Source organism: Peptacetobacter sp. AB845 (genome assembly GCF_047528295.1).
Classification (GTDB): Bacteria; Bacillota; Clostridia; order Peptostreptococcales; family Peptostreptococcaceae; genus Peptacetobacter.
This window is the reverse complement of sequence record NZ_CP180001.1, coordinates 2,138,462-2,160,549: the sequence shown is the minus strand read 5'-3', so window position 1 is coordinate 2,160,549 and position 22,088 is coordinate 2,138,462. Positions and strand designations below refer to the sequence as shown.

At 29.2% G+C, this 22,088-nt stretch carries 22 protein-coding genes and 1 other annotated feature; of the genes, 21 read left to right on the top strand and 1 reads right to left on the bottom strand.

From position 1 onward, the window contains the following. Positions 1-19 precede the first annotated feature (19 nt). The 4 genes from ACK2WO_RS10230 to ACK2WO_RS10215 all read left to right on the top strand — a co-directional run bounded on the left by ACK2WO_RS10230 (position 20) and on the right by ACK2WO_RS10215 (position 3,790). Positions 20-697 carry a diphthine--ammonia ligase gene (locus ACK2WO_RS10230; RefSeq protein ID WP_414697767.1) on the top strand — a complete coding sequence of 226 codons (678 nt, stop codon included), beginning with the start codon at positions 20-22 and terminating at the stop codon, positions 695-697. A gap of 50 nt (positions 698-747) precedes the next feature. After that, complete coding sequence (locus ACK2WO_RS10225) at positions 748-1,560, top strand: MerR family transcriptional regulator (RefSeq protein ID WP_414697766.1); 813 nt, start codon at positions 748-750, stop codon at positions 1,558-1,560. 101 nt (positions 1,561-1,661) lie between these two features. Then, the gene (locus ACK2WO_RS10220) at positions 1,662-3,047 is read left to right on the top strand and encodes an MATE family efflux transporter (RefSeq protein ID WP_414697765.1); all 1,386 of its coding nucleotides are present in this window, start codon (positions 1,662-1,664) and stop codon (positions 3,045-3,047) included. Between the two features lie 146 nt (positions 3,048-3,193). Further along, positions 3,194-3,790: a viroplasmin family protein gene (locus ACK2WO_RS10215; protein WP_178411542.1), complete on the top strand. Its 597-nt coding sequence runs from the start codon at positions 3,194-3,196 to the stop codon at positions 3,788-3,790. A gap of 82 nt (positions 3,791-3,872) precedes the next feature. Here the strand turns inward: ACK2WO_RS10215 and ACK2WO_RS10210 are convergent, their stop codons facing one another. Then, positions 3,873-4,433, bottom strand: a complete 561-nt coding sequence (locus ACK2WO_RS10210; protein ID WP_414697764.1) for a tryptophan transporter — start codon at positions 4,431-4,433, stop codon at positions 3,873-3,875. A 123-nt stretch (positions 4,434-4,556) separates the two neighbouring features. Beyond that, positions 4,557-4,812, bottom strand: a binding site (T-box leader). A 240-nt stretch (positions 4,813-5,052) separates the two neighbouring features. Here ACK2WO_RS10210 and ACK2WO_RS10205 point away from each other — a divergent pair. The 17 genes from ACK2WO_RS10205 to ACK2WO_RS10125 all read left to right on the top strand — a co-directional run bounded on the left by ACK2WO_RS10205 (position 5,053) and on the right by ACK2WO_RS10125 (position 22,074). Further along, positions 5,053-5,529, top strand: a complete 477-nt coding sequence (locus ACK2WO_RS10205) for a pyridoxamine 5'-phosphate oxidase family protein (protein WP_414697763.1) — start codon at positions 5,053-5,055, stop codon at positions 5,527-5,529. Between the two features lie 196 nt (positions 5,530-5,725). Beyond that, positions 5,726-6,061 carry a hypothetical protein gene (locus ACK2WO_RS10200; RefSeq protein ID WP_414697762.1) on the top strand — a complete coding sequence of 112 codons (336 nt, stop codon included), beginning with the start codon at positions 5,726-5,728 and terminating at the stop codon, positions 6,059-6,061. Positions 6,062-6,230: 169 nt separating this feature from the next. Next, on the top strand, positions 6,231-7,655 hold the full coding sequence (locus ACK2WO_RS10195) for a UbiD family decarboxylase (RefSeq protein WP_414697761.1): 1,425 nt from the start codon (positions 6,231-6,233) through the stop codon (positions 7,653-7,655). Positions 7,656-7,726: 71 nt separating this feature from the next. After that, positions 7,727-9,196, top strand: a complete 1,470-nt coding sequence (locus tag ACK2WO_RS10190) for a VanW family protein (protein ID WP_414697760.1) — start codon at positions 7,727-7,729, stop codon at positions 9,194-9,196. Positions 9,197-9,298: 102 nt separating this feature from the next. Then, positions 9,299-10,678 carry an aldehyde dehydrogenase family protein gene (locus ACK2WO_RS10185; RefSeq protein ID WP_414697759.1) on the top strand — a complete coding sequence of 460 codons (1,380 nt, stop codon included), beginning with the start codon at positions 9,299-9,301 and terminating at the stop codon, positions 10,676-10,678. Positions 10,679-10,779: 101 nt separating this feature from the next. Further along, on the top strand, positions 10,780-11,148 hold the full coding sequence (locus tag ACK2WO_RS10180) for a CidA/LrgA family protein (protein WP_414697758.1): 369 nt from the start codon (positions 10,780-10,782) through the stop codon (positions 11,146-11,148). After that, positions 11,141-11,830, top strand: a complete 690-nt coding sequence (locus ACK2WO_RS10175) for an LrgB family protein (protein WP_414697757.1) — start codon at positions 11,141-11,143, stop codon at positions 11,828-11,830. The genes ACK2WO_RS10180 and ACK2WO_RS10175 overlap by 8 nt, the downstream gene beginning before the upstream one ends. A gap of 389 nt (positions 11,831-12,219) precedes the next feature. Next, positions 12,220-13,086, top strand: a complete 867-nt coding sequence (locus tag ACK2WO_RS10170) for a YitT family protein (RefSeq protein WP_178412888.1) — start codon at positions 12,220-12,222, stop codon at positions 13,084-13,086. 155 nt (positions 13,087-13,241) lie between these two features. After that, a complete protein-coding gene (locus ACK2WO_RS10165) occupies positions 13,242-14,447 on the top strand; it encodes an MORN repeat-containing protein (protein ID WP_414697756.1) in 1,206 nt (401 codons plus the stop codon). Between the two features lie 216 nt (positions 14,448-14,663). Then, on the top strand, positions 14,664-15,044 hold the full coding sequence (locus tag ACK2WO_RS10160; protein ID WP_414697755.1) for a hypothetical protein: 381 nt from the start codon (positions 14,664-14,666) through the stop codon (positions 15,042-15,044). Positions 15,045-15,063: 19 nt separating this feature from the next. After that, a complete protein-coding gene (gene folE, locus ACK2WO_RS10155; protein WP_414697754.1) occupies positions 15,064-15,669 on the top strand; it encodes a GTP cyclohydrolase I FolE in 606 nt (201 codons plus the stop codon). Positions 15,670-15,682: 13 nt separating this feature from the next. Continuing rightward, positions 15,683-16,471 carry a dihydropteroate synthase gene (gene folP, locus ACK2WO_RS10150; protein WP_414697753.1) on the top strand — a complete coding sequence of 263 codons (789 nt, stop codon included), beginning with the start codon at positions 15,683-15,685 and terminating at the stop codon, positions 16,469-16,471. A gap of 24 nt (positions 16,472-16,495) precedes the next feature. After that, positions 16,496-16,873: a dihydroneopterin aldolase gene (folB, locus tag ACK2WO_RS10145; RefSeq protein ID WP_414697752.1), complete on the top strand. Its 378-nt coding sequence runs from the start codon at positions 16,496-16,498 to the stop codon at positions 16,871-16,873. Next, complete coding sequence (aroF, locus tag ACK2WO_RS10140; protein ID WP_414697751.1) at positions 16,854-18,122, top strand: 3-deoxy-7-phosphoheptulonate synthase; 1,269 nt, start codon at positions 16,854-16,856, stop codon at positions 18,120-18,122. Before folB ends, aroF begins: the two co-directional genes overlap by 20 nt. 127 nt (positions 18,123-18,249) lie before the next feature. Beyond that, the gene (gene dnaG / locus ACK2WO_RS10135; RefSeq protein WP_414697750.1) at positions 18,250-20,076 is read left to right on the top strand and encodes a DNA primase; all 1,827 of its coding nucleotides are present in this window, start codon (positions 18,250-18,252) and stop codon (positions 20,074-20,076) included. Positions 20,077-20,089: 13 nt separating this feature from the next. Continuing rightward, the gene (gene rpoD / locus ACK2WO_RS10130; RefSeq protein WP_414697749.1) at positions 20,090-21,256 is read left to right on the top strand and encodes an RNA polymerase sigma factor RpoD; all 1,167 of its coding nucleotides are present in this window, start codon (positions 20,090-20,092) and stop codon (positions 21,254-21,256) included. A 131-nt stretch (positions 21,257-21,387) separates the two neighbouring features. Then, positions 21,388-22,074 (top strand): tRNA (adenine(22)-N(1))-methyltransferase, encoded by a 687-nt coding sequence (locus ACK2WO_RS10125; RefSeq protein WP_414697748.1) that lies wholly within the window; start codon positions 21,388-21,390, stop codon positions 22,072-22,074. Positions 22,075-22,088: the final 14 nt, after the last annotated feature.

The window sequence follows — 22,088 nt, the reverse complement described above, 5'->3', positions numbered from 1 at the left end:
AATAAGGAGATTTTATAAAATGGAATATAATATGGGAAGGTTTGTTACTTCGTTTAGTGGAGGAAAAGACTGTGCTTTATCAATGTATATAATGGAAGAAAATGGATATATTCCAGATTCTATAATTATAACTGTAAATGAAACAGATTCTTGGACTCATGGGATAAATTTAAAAATGATAGAAGAATATGAAAATGTACTTGGATTAAAAGTATATCCAGTATTTTGTAGAATGGATAATTATGAGGAAGAATTTGAAAATACATTAAGAAGAATAAAAGAAGAAAGAGGAGTAAATATCTGTGTATTTGGAGATATAGATATAGAGCAGCACCTGAATTGGAATAGGTCTAGGTGTGAAAATATAGGTATGAAAGCTGTTATGCCCTTAGAAAAGATAGATAGAGAAGAAGCTGTATCAAAATTTATAGATTCTGGATTTAAAGCGATTATAAAAAAAGTGAATTTAAATTATTTAGATAAGAGCTTTTTAGGAAGAGAATTAAACAGAGAAACTATTGAGGATATAAAAAGATACTCTAAAGAAAAAAATATAGAAATAGACTTATGCGGCGAAAATGGAGAGTATCATACAGTTGTAGTCGATGGGCCTTTATTTGATAAAAAATTAAACTATAATTTAGGAGAAATAAAAGAGGAATATCAAAGTGCAATAATAGAAGTAGATATAGTCTAAGATATGGATTATTTATAATAGAAGATTTGACAACAACAAAGGAGGACAATATGAAAGATTACTATAAAATAGGAGAAATTTCAAAAATATATGGTTTTAGCAAAGATTCTTTGATGTACTATGAGGATTTAGGAATTTTAAAACCTGATAGAGATACAAATGGATATAGGATGTATAGTATACAGGATTTATATCGTCTAAACCTTATAAAAGAACTAAGAACATTAGGCTTTTCTATGAAAAAGATAAAAGAATATCTTGAAAATAGAAATCTTAAAACTACAGAAGAGATTTTAAATGAAGAGCTTATTTTGACAGAGACAAAAATTAAAGAGTTAAATTCTCAGAAAAATAATATAATAAATAGATTAAAAGCTATAGCCGAATCTAAGGAAATAACTGATTTTGAAAATATAGAATTAAAATACATTAAAAAAAGAAAAGCAATAGAGTTAAATGCAAATATAACTAGAGATGAGGAATTTGACTTCTGTGTTCAAAGACTTCAAAACGAATATGAAGGAAGATTTGATATTTTAGGAAATAATAATATAGGATCATTTTTCTCTGAAGAGGCATTAAAAAAAGGGTTAAACAACGTATTTAAATCAGTATTTTGCTTAATAGACGATGATGAGGAAACTTATAACATAACATTAGAAGAAGGATATTATGTAACATTTACTTATAAAGGTGATTATATATACAATCATGAGCATTTAAAAAAATTAGAAAAATATATAAACGAAAATAATTTAGAGGCAATAGGTGGCCCTCTTGAAATATATAAAATAGATATACATGAAACAGGAAATCCAGATGAATTTGTTACAGAAATACAAATTCCTGTAAAAAAATTATAGAAAAAATATAAAAAATTATAGAAAAATTTTGTTAAACCTCTTGACTATAGTATTATACCATAGTTTATCATTTTAGATAAGAAGAGAGGAGAGTATATAAAATGGATTCGAAATTGTTATCAAATGAAAACATGAGCTTAAAGGCAAAATTTTTAAGGTATATGATACCTTCAGTTGTATCTATGTGGGTTTTCTCACTTTATACAATGGTAGACGGTATATTCGTTGCAAGAGGAGTAGGTGAAACAGCACTAGCAGCTGTAAACATCTCAATGCCTTTTGTAAACTTTATATTCGCGTTATCACTGATGTTCTCAACAGGGGCATCTACAATAATAGCTGTATATCTAGGTAAAAAGGATATAGACTCAGCTAATAAAATATTCACTATGAATACAGTAGTAATAATAATATTCTCATTAGTAATAATGGGCGGAGTTTTATTAAATTTAGAAAAAGTAGCTACAATGTTAGGTGCTACTGCTTCTACTATGGATTATGTAAAACACTATCTAGGAATAATAGTACTATTCAATGGATTCTTTATGGTATCGTATTCGCTTGAAGTAATTATAAAAACAGATGGATTCCCAGTTTTAGCAACTTGTGGGGTTATAATATCGGCACTTAGTAACATTGTACTTGACTACTTATTTATAATGGTATTCCATTGGGAAGTAATGGGTGCAGCAATTGCAACAGGTTTATCACAGGTATTTTCTACAGTGTTCTTCTTAGTTCACTTCTTTAGAAAAAATTCAACACTTAATTTCTCAAGATTTAAGTTTGATTTCCCAGAATTTAAGAAAATAGCATTTATAGGTATACCAGACTCAACTACAGAGCTTAGTTGTGGGATAGTAGTAATGCTTTTCAACTTAAACATAATAAAATATATAGGTGAGCAGGGAGTAGTTTATTACAGTATTATAAACTATGTAAATACATTGGTACTTATGACTATGATGGGGATAGCACAGGGTATGCAGCCATTAGTAAGTTATTACTTTGGAGCAGAGAACTCTACTAATATGAAAAAACTGTTTAAAATGTCTGCTATAGCAGGCGTAATAGCATCGGTAGCATTCGTTATAATATGTCATGTTATACCTGATTTTATAGTAGGATTATTTATAGATCCAACAGAAACAGCGATATTTACAGAAGCAATAAGAGTTCTTCAGATTTATTCTTATGCGTTTGCATTTATGGGAGTAAACGTAATAGTTTCAGCATTCTTCGTATCAGTTGAAAGACCAGGAATAGCAGCAGTAGTATCTCTTGGAAGAGGTTTCTTCTTAATATTAGCAGCATTATATTTAATGATAGCTATACTTGGAGGAGAAGGAATATGGTACTCTGCAATACTTGCAGAAGGAACTTGTATGATAGTAGCGATAGTATTGTTTAAAACTAAAATTAAGGCAGTTTATAATGATATGAAATCGCCTAAATCAAAAAAAGAAAAACTGAATGAATGCTATTAAGAATTAAGAAATCAAGATAAGGCAGCAAACACCTCTAACAAAAATAATCAATGACATAAAAAAGAAAAACTGTTAGAATAGTAAAAGTGAAAAGACCAAATTATTAATAATTTTTAATACCATTACAAAATATTGGAGGTGTTTGTTTGGCTAAAAAGAAATTTTATGCAGTTAGAAAAGGTTATAAAACAGGTGTATTTTTAACTTGGACTGAATGCAGTAAACAAATAAGTGGATATAAAGGAGCAGAGTTTAAAAGCTTTCCAACTATGGAGGAGGCTGAAAACTTTGTTCAGGGAATAAAAAAAGAAATAAAAGTTGATGAAAATACAATAGAGGTTTATGTAGATGGAAGTTATGAACACTCTATTAAAAAGTATGGTTCTGGAGCTGTTATATTGAAAAATAGAGAAGTTATACATACAGAAAGCTTCGGTGGAAATGATGAAGAGTATGTAAGTATGAGAAATGTTGCTGGAGAAATAAAGGCATCAGAATATGCTATGAGATATTGCATTGAAAATAAAATACCTAAGTTGATTTTATATTATGACTATCAAGGTATTGAAAAATGGTGCACAGGAGAATGGAAGGCTAATAAAAAAGGTACTATGGAATATAGAGATTATTACAATTCTATAAAAGATAGACTAGATGTTAGCTTTGTAAAAGTAGCAGCTCATACGGGAGATAAATATAATGAAATGGCAGATCAACTTGCCAAGGACGGACTAAATAAATAAAATAAAAAGATGCAATAATATAAATGGGAAAATATTATTGCATCTTTTTTTATGGATATTTAAGGAATTATAACTGAATATTCTATTTTATGCAGCGAAGTATTACATTGTAAAGAACTAATCCTGCTATAAAATTCAAAATAACTGCTGGTATAACAACAGATATGAAAAGTAAACTAAATCCTGTAGGTAATCCAACTATATACTGAGCAGAAAGTAGGAATATAGATCCACTTACAAGAGTACCTAGTGGGAATAAGAATATAGAAACTATTTTGCCTGCTTTTTTCATATCCATTTTTCTTAAGAAAGGTATGCTATACATTAAGTAAACAAGTAAGTATGCGAAGTTTACAGATACTATTTTGTCTATAACATTAGGAAGCTGACCACCAGGGAATTTAGTTGTAAGTGCTGTGAATACACCAGTAACTATTCCTGCTAATAAGCAACTTTTGTAATCATTTTTATTTATTAAAACTACTATAAACATTGTAAGTAGTGCAAAGTCTGGCTGCATAGGAAGCCCTAGAGCAGGTGTAATCTGATGAAGTATAAGACCTATTGCAAGAAGTATTGAATTTAGAACCATTTTTCTTGTATTTAATTTTGTAGTTGTATTTGTTGTTGCTATTGCTTTCATTGTATTTTCCTCCAAGTATTTTAAATTTATTATTTTGCCATTCTGATTCGATATTATCTTCTAGTAAAGTTCATACCATAGTTTACACCTCCTTTTCTGTAAAATAAAAAAACTTCGTCCTATACATAGGACGAAGTATTAATTCGCGTTGCCACCTAAATTCGTATTCCTTATAAATTTATACAAGAAATACATCTCTCAAGAATACTAACATATTCTGTGTGTTGTAACGTACACCAAACGCCGGAGTCTACTTTAAAAATATTTCAATCCGGTTCTCTGAGGCCCATTCACTATTTTCCTTCTTGCTAACTCTCACCAACGCCAACTCTCTGTATTGAACCTAAAAACAGCTACTCTTCCTCGTCAAAGAATTTACTGAAAATTTATTATTTTTAACTTGTATTAATCATAATCTAAAAAACAATTTCTGTCAACGATTATTTTTGAATTTTTTGAAATATAATACAAAAAATGAAAAATAATATTTCTAAATAAAGAAATTTTAAATAAAGGAAAAATATAATATGCATAGAATATATATAAATAAGAATCAAAAGAAAAAATAGTTTGATAAGCTAAAAATTTAAATATATGAAATAAAAAAGGAGTGGTTTAAATGTTCAGAGATATGAGAAGAGTTGATAGAGATAAAGGAAGTTTGGCTGGGATAGAAATACTAAAAAATTCAGATGTAAGTTTTTTATCTACAGTATCTGTAGATGATGGATATCCTTATTCAGTTCCGATGAATCATGTTTATCTTGATGGAAATATTTACTATCATTGCTCAAAAAAAGGACATAAAATCGACAATATAAATAATAATTCAAAAGTATGTATAAGTGCAGTTTCAGAATATGAATTTATTCCAGAAAAATTTACTGTAGGATATAAAAGCGTTGTGATTTTTGGACAGGCGTCTATTGTAACTGACGATGATGAAAAAAGAAAAGTTTTAAGAGAAGTTATAAAAACATACTCAACAGATTATGTAGATGCTGGAAATGAATATATAGAAAAACTTTTTGAAATAACAGATATAATTAAGGTTGTGCCTGAAAAAATTTCAGGAAAAGCTTCTAAAGAATTTTAAAAATATTGTATTTATATAGTAAAAATATAATGTTTATATAGTAAAAATATTGTGTTCATATAATAATGTAAAACAATGATACCATAATACACAATAATAGTGTGAAAGTTCTTGCAAAGCTTGATTTTTTTTGATATAGTTAAACTATATTATGTTAATTTAAAATGCATGTAGTAAATACAGTGGAGGTGATTTCTTGAAAAGGTTAAGAGCAAAAGTAAAAAGTATAAAAAGAACTTGTAAAAAAATATTTAAATACACTGCTATGTCATTTATAATATCTTATGGTTCAGCAGTTGTTTTAAGAGTAATAAACGCTTTTTTAGATATTAATACTCCAGATGTTTGGTGGTACTTTGTTCCAGCTACACTTGTAGGACTTGGATTGAGTATCATTATGCTATTTGTTAATGGTGATAAAATATTTAGAAAACCTGCTAAGAAGAAAGTGGTATCTAAACCAAAAGTTCGTAAAAAGAGCACACCAGCAGTATCTACTCCAGAAAGAGAATACAGAAGAAAGGTATCATAGTATTATTACATTTATTTAGAAAATACAAGATATTTATTTGCTCGGAAAAATGCAATTGTATATACAAAAATAAACACAGTTGTTACTGTGTTTTATTTTTTTTACGGACAAAAGCTTAAAATAGAATATATTTAAAAATTATAAAAGGAGATTATGAAGGGGAAAATCTATGAAAATTGATGGATGGTTAAATGATTCGGGTGAAAAAGAACCGGATTATAGAAGAAAAAAGAAGCGAGAAAAAAGAAACCTACCCAAATTCGAGAATTTTAATAAAAAAAGTGCAGTAAAGATAGTTGTGGTATTAGTATTAATATTTGCTGTATGGAACCATTTTAGATACTATTCAGAAATAGGTCATATGATGGATTATATTGAAGCTAGACAATATGCAATAGCAATAGATTACTACTCATCTCTTGAAAAAGAATTTTCAGAAAGTAAGATGGATAGTTTTAATGCTAAACTATCTAAAAAAATAAATAAATTCCTAGAAAATACAGGAAATGATTTCTTTAATGGAAGTATTTCTAAAGAGCAGTTTACTGGATTTGTAAATATGGTAAATTCATTGGATAGGATAACAATAAAAAATGAACATTTACTAGATCAGTGTAAAAAAGCAACTGATATGTATAGCAATGATGAGATAAGTTATGAAACTGCAAAATCATTTGTGGATTCAATATCTGCACTTCAAGGTATGGAAGTAGGTACAGAAGAGTATAGACAGGAAATAGAGTCTATATACGATTCAAGGATGTTATACGAACAGGGACGTGAATATCAAAACAAGTTCCAGTATGAAAAGGCAATAGAAAATTATGAAAAAGTTCTTGAAAGAGACAAGAAATACTATAAAAAAGCAGAGGATAATAAAAAAGAATGTATAGAAAAAATGTACGATTATTATCTTCAAGAAGCATACTCTGCAGCAAAAGTAGGAAACTATGAACTAGCAACTGAATATATTGAATATGTAAAAAAATATTATCCTGATGATGAAAAAGTAGAAAAAGTTTTAAAAGATTATCAGAAAAAATTAGATGAATACACTTTAGGATCAGAGGATATAAAAAATATATACTGCAAAAAAACAGAGACAGAACCTGAAGGAATAACAATAAGCCCACTACCTCAAATGGTAAATGGGGAAAAATATTACTATGCTGAAATATTAAAGGATGGTAAAAGAATAAATGAGGTTCTGATAAATGCAGAGAATAAAAAGTTGTATTTATATAAGGATGGAGAAAGATCTTATAAAAGTAAAGATGGTTTAAACTTCTTTAGACTTAATACTAACGGACAGATTGAATTTGCCATATCTGAGAAAGATGCAACAGAAAATTTAAAAACTGAATTAGAAAAGAATAAAAGGGTATATAAAAAGTTAGAGACTATAGAGGTTGATAAAGCTGATAGATATTCTAAGTCAGACAAAAAAATAAGAGAATTACTTGATAAAAAAGAAAATACATATTTCTTCTTTATAGGTAATAAAGGGTTCTTAAGAGGAAAGGACTTATACTGTGTAGATATGTACAGCGGTATGGTTTATTCTTTCGAGGATAATAAACTAGTAAGAATTTAATAGGGGAGGAATTTATACTAGTTAAAAATTTATTCAGGTATAATCTGAAAATAACCAAAAGGAGAAGTTTAATGTCGAAAAAAATAAAAGTATTATTAATAGCCATATTGGTTATTATACTGGGAACAATAGGATTTATGTTTTCTAAAGTCAAAAGCGATAAGATTGCAGAAAATGTAATTATAAATGGAATGAATGTCGGAGGAATGACTAAAGAACAGGCAAAAGATAAAGTTAAAGTATTTGATGTAAGTGATTTTACTTTAAAAAATGCCGAAAGAAGTTGGAAACTAAATTTAGATGAAGTAAACTTTAAATATAATATAGATAAAACTGTAGAAAATGCATATAAGATAAACAGAGAAGGGAATATATTCTCTAATATGTTTGGAATGGCTAAATCTATGTTTGGTAAAGAAAATAAAGTTTATATCTCTATAAACTATGATAAATCAAAGTTAAAAGAAGAGCTTGAAAAGATTGAAAAAGAAGTAAATAGAAAAAAAGAAAATGCAAGTATAAACACAGATAATGACAAGATAACTATAGTTCCAGAAAAGAATGGAGTAGTTCTTAATATGGAAGATACAAGTAAAAAAATAGAAAAACGGTTATCTTCAAATAAGTTTGATACAGAGGCTGTTGTAACACTTGATGAGCCTAAAATAAAAAAAGCAGACCTTGAAGGAATTGATACAGCTCTAGGAACATCTGTAACAACATTTAAAAATAATTATAATAGAACTGAAAATATAAAAGTTGCAACAAAAGCATCTAGTGGTGTTATTTTAAAACCAGGTCAAGAGTATTCTTTTAATACTATAGTTGGAAAAAGAAACAAGGCAAATGGATATAAAAGTGCACCTGTCATAGTACAAGGTGAGATGCAGGAGGACTTAGGTGGAGGAGTCTGCCAGGTTTCTTCAACTTTATACAACGCAGCTCTTAAGTCTGGAATGGAAATTGTAAATGTAAAAAATCACTCTATACCATCTTCTTATGTTGGTATGGGTAGGGATGCTACAGTTACAGATAGTGGAATAGACTTTGTATTTAAAAATCCATACAAACATAATGTATATATTCAGAACTATGTAACAGGTGGCTCAATAGTATGTCAGGTATTTGGAAGTAAGGCAGATGATCATGATATAGAAATAGAAACTAAGACAATATCTGTATCACAGGCTACACCAGAAAGAGTAGAAAAAAGCGATTTACCAGCAGGTAAAGAGGAAGTTGATAAACCTAGTAGAAACGGATATGTTGTAGAAACATATAGAATTTACAAAGACAAAAATGGAAAACAGATTAAAAAAGAAAAAATAGCTACATCTAGTTATCCTAAAAAGAATGGTGTTATATTTGTAGGAACTGCACCAGTAGAGCAAAAACCAACTGAGCCACAGGAACCAGGCGGAAACAACTCTGGAAATAATGGAAATACACAAAAGCCAGATAATAATTCAGGAAATTCAGGTGGGGAAGCTCAAAAACCTGAGACTGATAAAAAAGAAGTAAAAAACATAGATAAAAATTAAATAAGAATTTTATAGGGGTTGTTGAAAAAATTTAGCAACCTCTTTCTTTTTATTCAAATAAATATAATAATATATTAAGAGATTAATTTTAGAGGTGGCAAAATGAAAAGATATAATGAGGTAGTAAGTAATCAAAGGGAGTTTTTTAAATCAGGAAAAACTATAGATGTAAATTACAGAAAAAAATATTTAAATAGTTTAAAAAATACTATTGATAAATACGAAGATAAAATATTATATGCTTTAAGACTTGATTTGGGGAAATCAAAGTTTGAAGGATATGAAACAGAGCTTGGAATCGTAAAGAGTGAATTGAAAAATATAATAAAAAACTTAGAAAAATGGTCAAAGCCTAAAAAGGTAAGTGCTTCTATGATGAATCCATTATCTGATAATAAGATATACAATCAACCTTATGGAGTATGTCTTATATTATCGCCTTGGAATTACCCATTTCAATTAGCACTTATGCCTCTAATAGGTAGCATTGCAGCTGGAAATTGTAGCATATTGAAGTTATCAGAGCTATCTCCATTTACATCAGGAGTTGTTAGAGAAATAATTGAAGAAGTATTTGATGAAGAATATGTTTCAGTATTTTCAGGAGAAGCGGATGAGGCAATAAGTTTGATAGAATCAGATGTGGATTTTATTTTCTACACAGGTAATCCTAAAATAGGTGCATCTGTTGCAGAGTCTGCAGGAAAAAGACTGATACCATGTGTGTTAGAATTAGGAGGGAAAAGCCCATGCATAATAGATAGAAGTGCAGATTTAGATAATGCCGCTAAGAAAATAGTGTGGGGAAAATTTATGAATGCAGGTCAAACTTGTGTAGCTCCGGATTATATAATAGCCGATAGACTAGTATTTTTAGAACTTAGAGATAAAATTATATACTATATTAAGAAATTTTATGGAGAAAATCCTATAGAATCTAAGGATTATCCTAAGATAATAAATAAAAGAAACTTTGATAGAGTTTGTGGATTATTTGAAGATAAAAAACTTATATATGGTGGTAAATGCGATGAGGAGCAATTAAAAATAGAGCCGACTATATTAGAGGTATACAATACAGATGAAAAAATAATGCAGGAAGAAATATTTGGGCCGATTCTTCCAATTATTGTATATAAAAATAAAAATGAAATATTTAATATTATAGAAAAAAATAAAAATCCACTAGCTTTATATTTATTTACAGAAGATAAAAATTTTGAAAAGGAAATAATCGAAAAAGTTTCTTTTGGTGGAGGATGTGTAAATGATACTATAATTCATTGTACTTCTGAAGGACTTCCTTTTGGGGGAATTGGTAGAAGTGGACTTGGAAATTATCATGGCAAAGCTAGTTTTGATGCATTTAGTCATCAAAAATCTATTGTAAAATCTAAAAAAATTGCGGATATAAGTATGAAATATCCACCATTTGATGAAAGAAAGTTTAAATTAATAAAAAAGGTATTTAACATATTGTAACTTCTAGTAAAAATAAAAGTATATAATGTTATAATTAATATATCTTTGACTATTGTATACAATATGTGGTATTTTGTTTAAGGGGAAAGGAGGAATGATTAATGAAAATATTTAATCAGTTAGCAATAATTCTTGGAATTTGGGCAGTTGGAGAGTATATAAGCTCTATAATATCAGGATTTGTATTAATTCCAGGAAGCATAGTTGGTATGATTCTGTTATTTTTAATGCTACAGTTTAAAATTATAAGTATAGAAAGTATAGACAGTATATCTGGTTTCTTTTTAGATAATATGGCGTTATTTTTCGTACCAGCAGGAGTATCACTTATAAAATCTATGGATCTTATAAAACAAAATATAATACTTCTAGTATTAGCAATATTCGTCACTACAGTTATAGTTATGTGGTGCACAGGTATTGTGGTTGAGATAATGATGAAAAGAAAGGAAAATAAATCTAATGTATGATGTAACACAAACGCCAATATTTGGTCTTCTTTTGACTATAATTTTTTATAATTTGGGAAGGTTTATTCAAAGAAAAACAGGAAATCCTATATTTAATCCATTACTTATAGCGATAATATGTATAATCGCTTTCTTAAGCATTACAAAAATACCTTATGAGGCGTATAAAATAGGTGGAGATAGTATAAACTTTTTCTTATCTCCAGTAACAGTTGTTCTAGCAGTACCTCTTTACAAACAGTTTGAATTATTTAAAGAAAATATGTTAGAGATAATAATAGGGATAACAGCAGGTGTTTTAGTATCATTTGTATCTATAAAGATACTTGGAGGAGCTTTAAATGCAGATTCATCTCTTTTAAATTCTCTTATACCAAAATCAATAACTACTCCAATGGGTATATCTCTTACAAATTCACTTGGAGGAGTAGAGGCAATAACTGTTGTTGCTATAATTTGTACAGGAATATTGGGTGCTATAATCTCTCCACTAGTATTTAAAATAGGTGGAATAAAGCATCCTATAGCTAGGGGAATAGCTCTTGGAACAGCATCTCATGCACTTGGAACAACAAAAGCCATAGAAATGGGAGAAGTTGAAGGAGCTATGAGTGGTTTATCAATAGGTATATCTGGAACTCTTACTGTTATATTGATTCCTATTTTGATAAAATTCTTATAAAAAATTGTTTATATACTCCTTCAAAAATTTGATAAATAAATTTTTTTTAGGAAGAAAAATAAAAAATTTTTAATATAATTAAATTTACCTTCAATTTATAAAATTGAAAAGTTAGCAAAAATAATTTCAATAAATCTATAGAATAGCAAGAAAAGTGGCAAAAAAATGCAAGATATAAAAAATATAATTCATTAATTTAATCTAAAAAGATAAAATATGTAATAATCAAAGTCAAAAATGAATATATTGCTAAAAAAGTATAGCTATTTTGGACTAGACAATAAGAAAAATTTGATTATAATATATATGTGAAGTTAGAAAGTGCTAATTTACAGTTTGGGATTAGTATAAAATAATTATTAAATTGAGGAAATTGAAGGGAGAAAAAGATGAGTGAAGTAAAAGATACTCTAAAAGAGCATCCTAGTTTAAGATTTTTAACGATGATAGTAGGAATGTTGATAACGTCTATAGGAGTAAATGGATTCTTAAGACCAGCAGGACTTCTAAGTGGAGGGGCGACAGGTATATCAACAGCAATCAACTACCTTACAGGGATGAACATAGGGTTCTTAACATTTGTTGTAAATATTCCAGTATTTATATTAGGATTTATATATCTTGAAAAAGAATTCTGCATATTAAGTTTAATTAATATGGCAATATTTTCATTTTTATTAGGTATAACATCTGATATATCTCAGTATATAGCTATAAATGATATGATTCTACAGGCTATATACGGTGGATTATTATCAGGAGCAGGAGTTGGACTTGTATTTAGAGCAAAAGCATCTACTGGTGGTACAGATATAATAGCTGCTATTTTAAAAGTAAAGAAAAATATAGAAATAAAGGATACTGCAATGGCAATAAATGCTGTAATAGTATTTATAGGAAGTTTCTTATTTGGACTTGATTTAGCACTTTATACATTAATAGATATATTTATGAATGCAACAGCTATGAACTTCGTAAAAGATGCGATGAATTCACAGAAGGCTGTTATGGTTGTATCTGATAAAGCTGAAGAAATATCTGAGATAATAATGAAGAAACTAGTAAGAGGTGTAACATTCCTTGAAGCAGAAGGAGCTTACACACATCAGAAGAAGAAAATAATATATACTATAGTTTCTACAAGTGAAATCCCTCAGATAAAAGAAATTTCTCTTAGCTGCGATAACAAAGCATTTATTTCTGTAAATGATATAACAGAGGTAAAAGGTAGAGGATTCAAAGCAAAAGATCTTTAAAATTAAATTATATTATATGGGAAATTAAAATCCTCGTGTTAAAAACATGAGGATTTATTTTTTTGCTTTTATAAGAAAGAAATTAGTATTATAATAATATAAGAAAGTAATTTAAATAATATATAATAAACATGTTTTACTTTGGAGGAAAAGTTATGAATTTACCTAGAAGATATAAAGAAATATTTAATAGATATAATAGAGAAATAGGGGCAATTGAAAAAAAGGTTAGAGCTTTTGAAGTAAAGAGGGAAAAATTAATAAAAAGAGAAGAATATGCAACAGAATTTGAAGTTAATGAAATAGAGATGCGGAGAAAATTATCTGAAGAAGAGGAGGAAAGAGAAAAAGAGTACTACCAAAATTCAGAGTTTTATGTTGAAAAAAATACTCCAATCGATGAAGAATCTAGTTATGAAAATATAGATTTAGATGTAGATGACGATTATGGAATGAATGCAGAGGATGTTGTAAAGGCTTTAAATCTTTTAAAAGATAGTGAAGAGGATGATTTTTTAGAAGATATGGGAATAGTAGATACAGATGTTTACGATGATATAGAGTATGAAGAGGAAATTTTAGATGATGATATTCTTTACCTAGATGATTTAGATAACAATCCGGAGGCTGAAGATTTTGAGGAAGATGAATATTTAGAAGAGGAATTTGAGGAAGAAAGAGAATATGGAATGGATATGGAGGTAGACTCATACACTCCTAACCCAGATGGTAAAAATGTAAAACCTGTAGAGAGAATATATGAATTTTCAAATGGGGACATATACATTGGTAAAATGATAAACAATAAAATGCATGGAATGGGGAATTATATCTTCTACTCTGAAAGAGAAATAAAAAATGAGTATGTTGGAGATTTTAGAAATAACAACAGAGAAGGTAAAGGAATATACAAATTCTCAAATGGAGACGAATACACAGGAAACTTCAGAAGAGAGATGGCAAATGGAATAGGCAGAATGGTTTACAATAGTGGAGCTGAATACCTTGGAGAATGGAAAGATAGTAGAAAAGACGGATATGGATTCTATCAGTGGAGAGAAGGAGACATATATATAGGTGAGTTTAAATCAGGAAGATTTAATGGACGTGGAAGTTGCTTTGATAGAAATGGAGACTTAGTATACGAAGGACAGTGGGAAAATAATATAATAAATGGAAAAGGTAGATTTATCTGGGAAGATGGAAAGAGCTACGAAGGTGATTTTGTATATGGTAAAAAACATGGAGAAGGAACTTTCTACGATGAACATGGAGAAATTTTATACAGCGGAACTTGGGAGAATGATAAACCGGTAATTTTTGGAATGTCATTTGAAGAAGTTTTTTCAGGAAGAAAATAGACAAAAAGAAAATAAATTAAATAAAATAGATGAAATGGGGAATTTATAAAGTAAGTTCCCTATTTTTGTACTTTGAAAATATGTGATAAACTGATAAAATAAATCACAAAATATAAATAAAATAAAAAAATTTAAAATAAAAAGAGGAAATAAAAAAAATTTATAGAAATGTATATAGTACTGCCTAAAATAGAATCGGTTTAGGAGGTGTAAGAAATGGGAAAAAAAGAAGTAGATGCATTTAATTTTGTTGTAGATAGATTAAAAGAAGATGATAATAATACACTAATTATGCTAGTAGGTTCGGCAAAGTATAAAAATTTATCAGATGAAGATTTATCTATAAATGATATAGATTTATTTGTTATAAGAGAAAAACAGATATCTGATCAGATAAGAGAGTTTTCAAATTATTATGGTGTAGAGTTTGATATTAATTATTTTTCTATAGAAAGTGCGTATAAATACATAGAAAAAGAAGAAAAATTCTTTATAAAAGCAATTTCAAACCCTGTTGTAATATTTGAAAAGGAAAAAATTTCTGAGAAGATGATTGAAAAATGTAAAATAATGTATGAAAAAATAAATAAAAACTAATAAAAAGGAAGTGTTTTAGATGTTAGATTCAAAAGAAAATATGGAACTAAAAGAAGGCAAAATGGATAAGGAGAAAATAAAAAGAGCAGTTAGGGATATTTTAGAAGCTATAGGAGAAGATCCAGATAGAGAAGGACTTAAAGAGACTCCAAACAGAGTAGCTAGAATGTATGAAGAAATATTCTGCGGTATTTTCCAAGATCCAAGAGAGCATTTAAAAGTAACTTTCCCTGAGGAGTCACACGAAGAAATGGTTATAGTAAAAGATATACCATTTTACTCTTGCTGTGAACATCATTTAGTTCCGTTCTTTGGAAAAGCTCATGTTGTATATATTCCAAAGGGTGGTAGACTTACAGGACTTTCAAAATTAGCTAGAGTGGTTGAGACAATAGCAAAAAGACCTCAATTACAGGAAAGAATAGCAAAAGAGACTGCGGATATAATAATGGAAGAATTAAGACCTTATGGTGTTATGGTAGTTATAGAGGCTGAACATATGTGTATGACAATGAGAGGTGTTAAAAAACCTGGCTCAAAGACAGTTACTTCAGCGGTAAGAGGTGTATTTGCAAAAGATATTGCAACTAGAACAGAAGCGATGAATTTAATACTTATGAAATAGGAGGTATAGATAGATGTTAGATTATGGAAAAAGAACTTATATAATGGGGATATTAAATGTTACACCAGACAGTTTTTCTGATGGAGGAGATTTTAATTCAGTTGAAAAAGCATTAAAACATGCTAAAGAAATGGTAGCAGAAGGTGCTGATATGGTAGATATTGGTGGAGAATCTACAAGACCAGGACATACTTACGTAGATAGTGAAGAAGAAATAAGAAGGGTAGTTCCAGTTATAAAGGCTTTAAGAGAGGAAATATCAGTTCCTATGTCTATAGACACATATAAGGCAGATGTTGCTGAAGAGGCACTAAAATTAGGCGTAGAAATGGTAAATGATGTTTGGGGTCTTAGAAGAGACGAAAATATGGCAAATGTAGTAGCTAAATACGATGCAGAAGTTTGTATAATGCACAATCAGGACGGAACAGAATACGATAAGGATATAATGGAATCAATAAAAGATTTCTTAAACGAAAGTATAAAAATGGCACTAGATGCAGGTGTTAAAAAAGAAAAAATAGTTTTAGACCCAGGTATAGGATTTGGTAAAACATTTGAGCAGAATTTAGAAGTATTAAGAAGACTTGGAGAACTTAGAGATTTAGGATATCCTATACTTTTAGGTACTTCAAGAAAATCTGTTATAGGAAATGTACTACACTTAGAACCAAAGGATAGAGTTGAAGGAACAGTTGCAACTACTGTACTTGGGGTTAGAGATGGCGTTGATATAGTAAGAGTTCACGATATAACTGAAAACCTAAGAGCTGCAAAAATGGCAGATGCTATATATAGATAGTAATCTTTTAAAGAGGTGAGAGTTATGGATAAAATTATTTTAAAGGATATGGCATTTTATGGATACCATGGACTTTTAAAAGAAGAGAGTGTTTTAGGACAGAAATTTTTTATAGATATAGAAATCGAAACTAGTACTAAAGAGGCCGGATTAAATGACGATTTTACAAAAACTATAAATTATGCTGAAGTTTATGAAATAACTAGATCTTTTACAGAAGATAAAAGATTTAATTTAATAGAAGCCTTAGCAGAAAATATAGCAACGGAAATATTAAACAGATTCGAAAGTGCATTTTCTGTTATGGTTAGAGTAAGAAAAAAAGAAGCTCCCGTTAAAGGAATTTTCGATTATATGGGAGTAGAAATAAGGAGATATAAGAATGAACAAAGTTTATCTTAGTCTTGGAACTAATATGGGAAATAGACTTGGCTATCTGAATAGAGCGTGCGAAATGATTGAAGATAGTGTATATGTTTTTTCTGTTAAAAAGTCAAAGATATACGAAACAAAGGCATGGGGATATACAGAACAGCCAGATTTTTTAAATATATGTTTAGAGGTAGAAACTAGCTTTAATCCACAGGAAATGCTTAGATTTTGCCAAAATATAGAAACAAAATTAAATAGAAAAAGAATAATAAAATGGGGGCCTAGAACTATAGATGTCGACATACTTCTTTATAATGATGAAGTGATAGACACAGAAAATTTAAAGGTTCCTCATCCTCTTATGAAGGAAAGAGCTTTTGTGCTTAGACCATTGTTAGATTTAAGTACAGAACTTGATATAAATGGAGAAAATGTATCGGATACATTTAATAACCTTCCTGATGGAGAAAAAAGAAATATAGAAGAATTTGAAATAGATGAAAATAACCCATTTTCTCAGCAGAAAAAAATTGTTATAAATAGAGAAAAAGGAATAGAGTTCGGAAAAGATAAGATTGTAATAGCTGGACCTTGTGCGATTGAAAGTTATGAACAGTTTTTAAAAACTGCGGAATTTGTAAAAAGTCAAGGAGCGGATATTTTAAGAGGTGGAGCTTATAAACCTAGAACATCTTCTTTTTCATTTAATGGACTTAAGGAAGAAGGGCTTGAGATTTTAAAAGAAGTAAGAAAAAAAACAAAAATGCCCGTTATAACAGAATTAATGGACATTAGAGATTTAGAAAAGGTATATGATGCTACGGATATAATTCAGATTGGTTCTAGAAATATGCAGAACTTTCCACTTTTATCAGAGGCAGGTAAACAGGATAAGCCTGTTATGTTAAAAAGAGGACTTGCTGCTACAATAAAAGAATGGATTTGCTCTGCTGAATATATATCAGTTGAAGGAAATGAAAAAATTATAATGTGTGAAAGAGGAATAAGAACTTACGATGATTATACTAGAAATACATTAGATTTAGCAGCTGTCCCAATAATAAAGAAAGAAACTGGTTTACCTGTAATAGTAGATCCAAGCCATGGTACTGGGATAAGAGAATTAGTAAAACCTATGTCTTATGCTGCAATGGCGTGTGGTGCTGATGGAATAATGGTAGAAGTACATCCTAATCCAGATGAAGCTCTTTCTGATGGAGAACAATCTTTAGATTTTGATGATTTTAAAGAATTAATGGAAAAGATTAGAAAATTTTAGAAAAAATTATAAATAAAAGAAGGATATTCTTAAAAAAAGTCGAATTATTTATATTATTAACATTGACAAAGATAAAAATTCGTGTAAAATAGAAATGTTAAGACAAAAAACAGAGGGATGTGTTAATATGAACGATATGAAAGAGATTATAGAGGAAATCAAGGCTAGATGCGATATAGCCAGCGTAATAGGCGACTATATAAAAATACAGCCTTCAGGTCAAAATTATAAAGCTTTATGTCCTTTTCATGTCGAAAAAACACCGTCTTTTCATATAAGTACAGCAAAACAGGTTTATAAATGTTTTGGCTGTGGGGAGGGCGGAGATGTTATAAATTTTGTCATGAAAATGGAAAATCTAGATTTTATGGATGCAGTTAGAATGCTTGCAACTAGATGTGGAATAGACATAAATTTTAACATCGATGAAGACACAAAAAGAAAAATTGAATTAAGTAAAAAATATCAAGATATACATACAGAAGCAGCGAGATACTATTTTGCAAACCTCTTACAAACTAAAAACAGAGGATATGAATATTTAAAAAATAGAGGTCTCGATGATAGAACTATAAAAAAATTCGGGTTGGGATATTCTCCAGATTCTTGGAGTAGTCTAATGGATTATTTAATGAATGAAAAAGGTTATAGTAGAGAAGAGCTTTTGGAATGTGGCTTGATAGGAAAAAGTACAAAAACAGATAAATATTATGATAAATTTAGAAATAGAGTTATGTTCCCAATATTCGATTATAGAGGGAATGTAATCGGATTTGGTGGAAGGGTGTTAGACGATTCACTACCTAAGTACCTAAATTCGCCAGATACGTTAATCTTTAATAAAAGGCATAATTTGTATGGATTAAATTTTGCTAGAAAAAATCTTTCTTCAAGAACAGTTATTCTTGTAGAGGGGTATATGGATTTAATATCGTTATATCAATATGGTATACAAATAGCAGTGGCTACACTTGGAACAGCTCTTACAAGTCAACAGGCTCATTTGATAAAGAGATATGCAGACAACGTTATAATATCGTATGATTCTGATGGACCAGGAATAAAAGCAAGTCTTAGAGCAATTGATATTTTAGTCGAAGCTGGATTATCAGTTAAAGTACTAAATTTAAAGGATTCAAAGGATCCAGATGAATATGTTAGAAAATACGGAACTGACGAATACAAAAAGGCTATGAGAGATGCTGTACCACGGATTAAGTTTAAAATAGATAACTTAAAGGATTCTTTTGACTTATCAAGAGATGGAGATAACATAAAATTTGCAAAAGAAGCGGTTAATATAATAAAACAATTAAAAAGTCCTGTTGAGATAGATTATTATATAAAATATCTGAGCGGAATAGTTCAGTTGGATGAAGATGCGGTAAAAAGAGAAATATACGGCAAATCCTATAATTCTAAAATTTCATCTAATAAAAAATTTAATAGATATACTCAAGATGAAAAGCCGAATATAGAAAAAATGGACGCTATTCAGCATGGAGAAGAACTTACTGAAATAATGTTAATAAAAATAATGATGAATATTCCGGCTGCTAGAGAAAAAATACTATTAAAAATAGATGAAAATGAATTTTTAATGGAAGAAAGTAAAAAAATAACTAGGTATCTTTCTAAAGTTGATTCTGAAAAGGTTGTTGATTCAAGTGAATTAGCAGATATAGATGAAAAATATATAGAATCTTTAAAGAAAGTATCGTTGGATAGTATAGATACAAAAAATTTAAAAGAAATCGAAGAAACTGTAAAAAGTGTAAAAAGAAATTCTTTGAAAAATAAAATAAACAATCTGAGAAGAAAACAATCAGAACTTGAAGAAAAAAGAAAAAATCTAGATAATAATGAAAAAGAATTATTAAAAGAACTAGATGTTGAGATTATGAATATAGCTTTACAAGCAGTAGATTTGAATAAAAGATTGAGAAATTTATAAAGGGGGTTTAAGTGTGGATAAAGTTAAAGCAGAAAACAAAAACAAAGAGCTAAAAGAAAAGGCAAACGCACTGATATTAAAAGGGAAGAAGAACGGGTCTCTTACATTTGAAGAAATAGGTGATGCTTTTGAAACAGTTGAAATGAACAAAGAGCAGATGGATAACCTTTATGATACACTTCAGAGTGTAGGAATAGAGTTAGTAGATGAAAAATCTAAGAAAAACAATGCAACTTTTGTTGCAAGCAATAATGATGATATGGGATTCGATCATATAGATGATTCTATTTCAGATGATGATGACAAAGATGGAGAATCTGAAGAATTAGATTTATCACTTCCAAAAGGAATAAGCATCGATGACCCAGTTAGAATGTACCTTAAAGAAATAGGTAAAATCCCACTACTTAAACCACATGAAGAAGTTGAATATGCTAAGAGAATGCATGAAGGTGATGAGTTAGCAAAACAGAGACTAGTAGAGGCGAACTTAAGACTAGTTGTAAGTATAGCTAAAAGATACGTAGGTAGAGGAATGTTATTCCTTGATTTAATTCAGGAAGGTAACCTAGGTCTTATAAAAGCAGTTGAAAAATTCGACTATGAAAAAGGATTTAAATTCAGTACATATGCGACTTGGTGGATAAGACAGGCCATAACTCGTGCAATAGCAGACCAGGCAAGAACAATAAGAATACCTGTACACATGGTTGAAACAATAAACAAACTTATGAGAGTTTCAAGACAGTTACTTCAGGAATTAGGTAGAGATGCAAAACCTGAAGAAATAGCTAAAGAAATGGATCTTTCAGAAGAAAAAGTAAGAGAAATAATGAAAATAGCACAGGATCCAGTATCATTAGAAACTCCAATAGGTGAAGAAGAAGATTCTCACTTAGGAGATTTCATACCAGATGATGATGCTCCAGCTCCAGATATATCAGCTGCATATTCATTATTAAAAGAACAGATAGATGAAGTTTTAGGTTCATTAAATGAAAGAGAACAGAAAGTTCTTAAATTAAGATTTGGACTTGAAGATGGTAGAGCAAGAACTCTTGAAGAAGTTGGTAAAGAGTTTGATGTTACAAGAGAAAGAATAAGACAGATAGAAGCTAAAGCACTTAGAAAATTAAGACATCCTAGTAGATCTAAGAAACTTAGAGATTATCTTGATTAATAAAATTCTTGATTAATAAAAATAAAGAGAAAATACGTCTTGAAAAAAGACGTATTTTTTCTATCCAGAATAAATAATATAATTAAAAAATTAAATTTAGAAATAATAGATAAATTGAAAGGAATGAATTTATGAAGCTTACAGATAGATTATATAAAATAGCCTCTTTTGTATCTGAGGGGAAGAGAGTTGCGGATATAGGTACAGACCACGGATATATCCCCGTATATTTATTAAATAAAGGAACAATTCCATTTGCTATTTTAGCAGATATAAACAAAGGGCCTTTAGAAAATGCAAGAAAAGAAGTTAGACACAACGGATTAGAGGATAAAACAGAGCTAAGACTTGGTTCAGGTATAGAAGTACTTGAAAAAGGCGAAGTAGATGAAATTATAATAGCAGGAATGGGAGGGGCTTTAATAGCTGATATATTAGAAGCTAAAAAAGAAGTTGCTCAGAGTACAGAAAAATTAATACTTCAGCCAATGCAGGCTCAGGAGGAGCTTAGAAAATATCTGTTAAATAATGGATATGAAATAATGGAAGAAGTATTAGAAAATGAGGACTTTAGAATATATGAAATAATGACTGCTAGATATACAGGTGAAAACAATGCACCTTCAGATGAGATATATTATGAAGTTGGAGAAAAACTATTAAATAATAAGAATGAATTATTTAAGGAGTTTGTAGAAAAGAAAATAAGAACAAATAGGGCTATTTTAGAAAAATTTGAAGGAATAGACAACGAAAATATAAGAAAAAGAAGAGAAGAAGTAGAATCTAAAATAGAAAAATTAGAAAAAATGTTATAATAATACATTTCAAT